This window comes from Corallococcus sp. AB018, assembly GCF_003986945.1.
Classification (GTDB): domain Bacteria; phylum Myxococcota; class Myxococcia; order Myxococcales; family Myxococcaceae; genus Corallococcus; species Corallococcus exiguus.
This window is the reverse complement of the sequence record NZ_RAWR01000035.1, coordinates 48,114-54,375: the sequence shown is the minus strand read 5'-3', so window position 1 is coordinate 54,375 and position 6,262 is coordinate 48,114. Positions and strand designations below refer to the sequence as shown.

6 protein-coding genes are annotated in these 6,262 nt (G+C 66.5%); 5 read left to right on the top strand and 1 reads right to left on the bottom strand.

Annotated features, from left to right (window positions below):
• Positions 1–123: 123 nt before the first annotated feature.
• Positions 124–324, bottom strand: coding sequence for a hypothetical protein (locus D7Y11_RS10305; protein WP_126933584.1), 201 nt, complete (start codon positions 322–324; stop codon positions 124–126).
• A 330-nt stretch (positions 325–654) separates the two neighbouring features.
• Here D7Y11_RS10305 and D7Y11_RS10300 point away from each other — a divergent pair, with 330 nt between their 5' ends.
• The 5 genes from D7Y11_RS10300 (at position 655) to D7Y11_RS10280 (ending at position 6,242) form a co-directional block, all read left to right on the top strand.
• Entirely contained in the window at positions 655–987 is a 333-nt protein-coding gene (locus tag D7Y11_RS10300; protein ID WP_126933583.1) for a hypothetical protein, read from the top strand.
• A 129-nt stretch (positions 988–1,116) separates the two neighbouring features.
• Positions 1,117–1,770: a hypothetical protein gene (locus tag D7Y11_RS10295; protein WP_126933582.1), complete on the top strand. Its 654-nt coding sequence runs from the start codon at positions 1,117–1,119 to the stop codon at positions 1,768–1,770.
• A gap of 22 nt (positions 1,771–1,792) precedes the next feature.
• Positions 1,793–2,215, top strand: a complete 423-nt coding sequence (locus D7Y11_RS10290; RefSeq protein WP_126933581.1) for a hypothetical protein — start codon at positions 1,793–1,795, stop codon at positions 2,213–2,215.
• 162 nt (positions 2,216–2,377) lie between these two features.
• Positions 2,378–3,775, top strand: coding sequence for an ammonium transporter (locus tag D7Y11_RS10285; RefSeq protein ID WP_126933580.1), 1,398 nt, complete (start codon positions 2,378–2,380; stop codon positions 3,773–3,775).
• 301 nt (positions 3,776–4,076) lie between these two features.
• Positions 4,077–6,242: a hypothetical protein gene (locus tag D7Y11_RS10280; RefSeq protein WP_233604820.1), complete on the top strand. Its 2,166-nt coding sequence runs from the start codon at positions 4,077–4,079 to the stop codon at positions 6,240–6,242.
• The last annotated feature ends 20 nt before the right edge of the window (positions 6,243–6,262 follow it).

Here is a 6,262-nt window from a genome sequence, read left to right as displayed (position 1 = left end):
TATTACCAAGCCATTCCCATGATGAAGGAGGAGCGACTGCTTCCGCTTGTCGAGCGCTTCGCCGAACTCCTCCATCAGCACCCTGTCTTCAAAGAAGCGCTCGGTTTCATATGAGGGGATGGCTCAGGGGAGCATGCCCAGCACCACCAAGCTCATGCGGTCGACGACATCGGAGAACAGCAACTCGCGCTCATACTGTCGGCACCGGTGCTCATGAAACGCCGCATCGACCCACGCCGCGTCACAGACGCGCTCCAGCACCACCCGGGCCATGACGGTGAGTGGACTCTGGGTAAGGAAGTGCTCCACGATGGCTTCGAACATGACGGTTGAACCCCCAGCTCAACAGTGGCCAAGGGGCTATCGTCCGCACAGGGGCCAGGGTGTGCCGATTGAGCAGTCCCTTGCAGCGCACACCTGCTTGCCAGCCAGCATGCCTTCCTCCCCTCGCAACCAGCAGATGCCGAAGATGTTTAGAGGGGTGGCTCTCAGGGCCTTGATGTGTGCAGACTTGATTCAAAGCGGAAGCAGAGTCTCCCGTCAGACTGGGGCTGGTCGTGTCAGGATTGTTGTCCGAGGATTCAGCAAACAATTGTCACAATGGCTCAGGAGGACTGCCCAGATAAGGCGCCTCTGTCGGCTAGGTAGTCGCAAATGGAATGCGGAAGTTCTCGGGGTCGAAAGCATGCGCGAGGAACGCGAGAGTGGAGCGCCTTCGAGATCGCTGCGTTCTGCCTGCTCTACGTCCAGGAGCACGAGCAGTTGGAGGACTTCGCGCACTACTACCGCGAGCGCCTCGACCCCGGCTTCAAGATCAAGGTCGAACGGGACTTCGCGACCCGGGACGAGGCGGAGGCCTGGCTCAAGAGTGGCGAGGCCGTCCACTGCATGCAGATCCGCATCGACAGCAAGGGCCTCCTCGTGGTCCAGCTCCCCGGGCGGCTCACCCTGATGAACAACCCGCTGCCTGAAGACTCCGAGGACTGACCGGGTTGGACAGTCCGGCTTTCCACGGGAGATACCCGTCCCGATGCGCTGGAGTCGGGCGCACGCGGTTTGATAGGCATCCGCTGTCACCTTGCCGCAGGACCGTGAGTGCCAACGAACGTGTACTGGATGGTGCTGCTTGTGGTTCTGGGATGCTCGGCGCCGCATCCAGACATCCGAGTCCGCCAACTTGCCAGTGGCATCTACGAGGTCGAGGGTCCGTTGGCGGGGCCCTTCAAGACGCGGGAAGAACTGGCTCAAGTCGCCTGTGAGCGGATGATCCAGATGCCCGGTGCTTCGACCCTGCATGGACGGCAGGGCAAGGAATACTGCGCACTCTGGTACTCCTCCCCCCAATCGAAAGCCTATTTCCTCAGCTACTTCTCGGACCTTGGCGGAGACGGGCTTGGAGGCAGAAAATACTGCAAGGTGCCGCTGGCAGTTCGGGATGCCAACGCCCGCGACCCCGTCATCCTCGGACCCGCGCATCCGCATTCCCACAACTGGGAGTTTTCCCGCGAGGACATGGGCGCGAACCACGCGCCGGATTGGTCGCCGTGGGGCTCCGCCCGCTTCGTGGACAAGTCCGGGTGGATCTGGGAGCACGAACTGCTCCTCTTCTATGGGCCTCGGAATGGCGGATGCCTTGCGTACGACTACAACGACTCCTCCCGGGTCGTGTCGGCGCTGCGAAGTGGAAAATGGATCCCCATCGGGAAGGCTTCCGGAACTGCGGGAGACTTCAGCTTCGACCTGTTCGAGGGGCAGTCATGGTTGCCGTAGTCGTTCGCAGGGAGGATTCGCGATGAAGACGTCCATGGGGCTTGCCCTGCTTTGCCTCCCGTTGGCCGGGTGTTCGCTGCTCGGGTACCACAAGGTGAAGAAGGCTTCGTGGGCGCCTCCGGAAGAGGCCGCCGCCGTGGTGTTCCCGAACTCGTTCAAGGAGGGCGTTCACCTGGAGGGCCCCGTGATGGCCGCCCTTGAGATCGCGATGAACGAGTTCCTGCCTCCGAGTTCGGAGCTCCAGACCCAGGAGCCCGACAAGCGCATGGCGCAGTGCCTCTCCAGGCGAAGCACCTACGACACCCATGTCCTCCAATCGGGAGCAGACCTGTTCTTCGTGTGGTTCTCCCCGAACCCGGCGCGCTGCGGCTTGAACGAGCCCATCCTGGACGGAGGCGCCGTCTTCGCGATCGACGGACAGGGACGCATCCTGGACAGGCGGTAGCAACCAGGGGCCCGTCCTGGCGGTTGCTGCTGAAACGTTGATTGATGGGCTTAGTATGTAAGAATTTATGCTTAACATTGAGGATTATATCCCCCATTGGATTGAAAATAGCCCGGATTGAGCCTATACTGCATCGCGTCAGCTCTCTGGAGAGGTGCGGCGATGCAGAAGTGGATGGCGATGGCCCTGCTGGTGGCGGTGGGGGTGGCGGGACTGCTGGTGGCCCCGGCGGCGCAGGTGAAGCAGGGCGGTCCCATCAACCCGGCGGACACCGCGTGGCTGCTCACCGCCACGGCGCTGGTGCTGCTGATGACGCCCGGCCTGTCGTTCTTCTACGGCGGCATGGTGCGGCTGAAGAACGTGGTCTCCACCCTGATGCAGAGCTTCATCGCCATGGCCGTCATCAGCGTGCTGTGGGTCGTGGTGGGCTTCAGCCTCTGCTTCGGCGACAGCTTCCACGGCCTCATCGGTGATCCGCGCACCTTCTTCATGTTCAGCGGCGTGGGCGGCGAGACGCATCCGGACCTCGCGCCCACCGTGCCGCTGCTCCTCTTCGCGCTCTTCCAGCTCAAGTTCGCCATCATCACCCCGGCGCTCATCACCGGCGCGTTCGCGGAGCGCGTGCGCTTCAAGGCGTACCTGCTCTTCATGGTGCTCTTCAGCGTCTTCATCTACGCGCCGCTCGCCCACTGGACGTGGCACCCGGAGGGCTTCCTGCGCCAGTGGGGCGTGCTCGACTTCGCCGGTGGCACCGTGGTGCACATGTCCGCGGGCCTCGCCGCGCTCGCGGGCGCCATCGTCCTGGGCCGCCGCCAGGTGCACCTGACGCACGCCACGCATGCTCCCGCCAATGTTCCCTTCGTGATGCTCGGCACGGGCATGCTGTGGTTCGGCTGGTTCGGCTTCAACGCCGGCTCCGCGCTGTCCGCGTCGTCGCTGGCCACGCTCGCCTTCGCCACCACCAACACGGCCTCCGCCGCCGCGATGCTCGGGTGGATCGCCTTCGACTGGCTGCGCGGCCGCAAGCCCAGCGCCATGGGCGCCTGCGTGGGCGCGGTGGTGGGCCTGGTCGCCGTCACCCCCGCCGCCGGCTTCATCACCGTGGGGCAGAGCATCGTGGTGGGCCTGGTCGCCAGCTTCGTCAGCAACGCCGCCGTCCACTTCAAGAGCCGCACCGCGCTGGATGACACGCTCGACGTGTTCCCCTGCCATGGCCTGGGCGGCATCGTGGGCATGGTGCTCACCGGCGTGCTCGCCAAGGACGTGGGCCTCATCTACGGCACCACGCGCACCTTCCTCATGCACCTGCTGGCGCTGGTCGTCGTCTCCGTCTTCTCCTTCGTGGGTTCCTACATCCTGTACAAGATCGTCGACCGCATCGTCCCGCTGCGCGTCACCCTTGAGCAGGAGGAAGAGGGCCTGGACCTGAGCCAGCACGGAGAGACCGTGGGCGAGGTCCCCACCGCCGCACTCGCCGTCCCCACGCCGCCCGCGCCCGCCGCGAGCAGCGCGCCCTCCGTCCCGGAGCACGCCGCTCCGTCGGAGCCCGTTCCCGCGTAGCGCTCTTCCCCACCGACGCCGGTGCACACGGGGCCCCTCGCTTCACGCGGGTGGGCTCCGTGATGCGTTGGGCCTCCAAGCGTGTGGACCCCGCGAGGCCGTGCGCCTGTCGGGAAGGGAATGGGTGGAGCCCCTGCTGCTCACTCGCGCGGGCAGCACCTTGTCCGGGGCGAGACTGCGCCCCGTCATGGGTCGGACGTCCGTGCGCGCACTTCACCCCTGCGGCGTTGAGTCAATGCCATCCAGTTCATGCAAAGGCTGGCATTACCGGGGGACATGTATGTTTCGGAAGTGCGAGGAGTTGAGAATCGCCGTCTTGGGAGCCGTGCTGGCCGTCAGTGGCTGCGCGAAGGATCCGGCGCAGGAGCCTTCGCGGCAGGGTGCCGCGGAGGAGTCGCGGGGGAGCAGCACGAGCCTGGGTGAACTGCCCCTCGTGCCGGGCCTGTCCGTCGCCGGAACCTTCGTCCAGAAGCTGGAACAGCCCACGCCGCTGGGGGAGACGACGGCGGTGCACGTGAAGCTGCCGCCCCCCGCCAACCGGCTGCTCTCGGACAGCCTGGTGCGCGTGGTGGGAGATCCGGCTCGGCCCACGGTCCTGTTCCACTCCGACACCCTGGCGCGGCTGGGCGCGATTCCCTCGAGCCCCGGTCCGGACTTCTTCACGCTCTTCACGCGGCTCCCGGACTCGGAGCTGGAGCGACGCCAGGAGAACGAGCGCCGCCTGGCTTCGGGCGAGCTTGGTCCGACCACCCGGGAGTCCATCCTGTTCAACGGCCGCCACCCGGTCGCCCGCTACGAGGGGCTCCCCGTGGACGCGGAGGCCTTCGGGTGGGGTAGGCAGGTGCCGGTCACGAACTGCCCGCTGGTGCCGACCTCCACCCAGCCCCAGTGGGAGCGGACGCAGATGATCCGCGACCCGGCCGTGGTGCTCGACCCGGCGCGCACGTGGGACCCGTGCACCGGCGCGGGGACGAAGGGCGGGGTATGGACCTTCGCGCACCTCATGCGGGAGATGGCCCAGGGGTCCGGCGCTCGGCCGGAGGCCTTCGTGCTGAACTGGCTGTCGCTCTGGCTCAATGACTTCCAATCCAACGGCGACACGGTGCCCGCGCGCCGCAAGATGTATGACGAAGTGATTGCCCCCTGGGCCGCAGCCAGCGGCGCGACCTCGGCCTTCCAGCAGAACACCTCCACGGGCCGCTGGGAGGTGGTGCTGAGCAATCCGCTGGACCTGGACATCGCGCCCTTCCGGCTGCTGGCCATCGTCAACCGCATCGACCTGGCCGGTATCCGGGACTACGACGACAAGCCGAACGACCCGGGCGAACTGCGCTTCATCTTCGGGCTGACGCGCCCCTCATCCTGGGGAGGTGGAACGGAGGCGACGTGCAACCTCAAGCCCTTCACCGTCATCTTCGAATACGGCGTGCCCGGCGAGGGGTGCGCGCCGGTCGTCGCCTGGGCACGGCAGTGGGCGTTGCTGGGGACGTTCACGTCCTTCAACGTGGCCTACAAGGCGCAGCTCACGCAGATGACCCAGAGCGTCGTCCTGCGGGGACGGGCTCCGGGGAAGGGCAACGCGAACGCGCTCAACCAGATTCGCACCAACGAGGTCGCCCTGGCGTTTCCGTGGGAGATGCGGGAGTTCCGGCTGGCGGACGAGCACCCCGTCACCGGCAAGGACAAACCCTCCAACGGGCCCCTTCGCGTCCACACGATGGCGCTGACTCCCGATGACGCGACCCATGATTCCCAGACGGATCCGGACATCGACACCTTCGTCCGCACGCAGGTCAAGAACGGCGTCGAGCAGCCGGTGACCGTCCCCACCCGGTGCACCGCGCACTTCACGGTGCCTCGCACCCTCAATGGCAGACCGTTCCTGGGCGCCAACGCGCTGGTGGCGCCGCCGACCCACTGGGAAGGCTTCAGCGTGGTGCCCACGGATGCCACGGAGGTCTGCGCGCGGAAGGAGTTCTCCGTCAACACGTGCAATGGCTGTCACTTCAAGGACACGGGCACGAACGACTTCTCGGGCACGGACAACCTGGCCTTCGTGCACGTCAGCCCCACGTCGGGCATCCCGGCCCGGCTGTCCAAGTTCCTGACGGGTGGGGGCCCGGGCTTCATGTTCACCGTGCCGGATGCCCAGTTCGGGTCCGCCGTGGCGTCGTGGCCATTCGCGGACCTGCTGCGCCGGCATCAGCGGCTGCAGGAGCTGGCCAGCTGCACCACGTGCGGATGGTTCATCGACCTGGACCTGGGCTTCCTGTCCCGGATGGAGGCGCTCGCTGGGAGCGTGCCCCTGGACGTGCCCCCCGGTGCGCCAGCGCCGGCGCTCACGGTGGGCCCCATCCGTGACATCGGCGTGGTGAAGCAGCTGCTGGAGCTGCGTCCCGGCTTCAGGACGCAGCTGCGGGAGTTGCCGCTCGACTTCCTCCAGCCGCCCGCGGCCCGCGTCCACTGACCCTCAGGTCCGGCGAGCCC

Bases quoted from the DNA above. Each gene is read 5' to 3' on its own strand.
- D7Y11_RS10305 (WP_126933584.1), bottom strand. From the start codon at position 324: ATGTTCGAAGCCATCGTGGAGCACTTCCTTACCCAGAGTCCACTCACC.
- D7Y11_RS10300 (WP_126933583.1), top strand. From the start codon at position 655: ATGGAATGCGGAAGTTCTCGGGGTCGAAAGCATGCGCGAGGAACGCGA.
- D7Y11_RS10295 (WP_126933582.1), top strand. From the start codon at position 1,117: ATGGTGCTGCTTGTGGTTCTGGGATGCTCGGCGCCGCATCCAGACATC.
- D7Y11_RS10290 (WP_126933581.1), top strand. From the start codon at position 1,793: ATGAAGACGTCCATGGGGCTTGCCCTGCTTTGCCTCCCGTTGGCCGGG.
- D7Y11_RS10285 (WP_126933580.1), top strand. From the start codon at position 2,378: ATGCAGAAGTGGATGGCGATGGCCCTGCTGGTGGCGGTGGGGGTGGCG.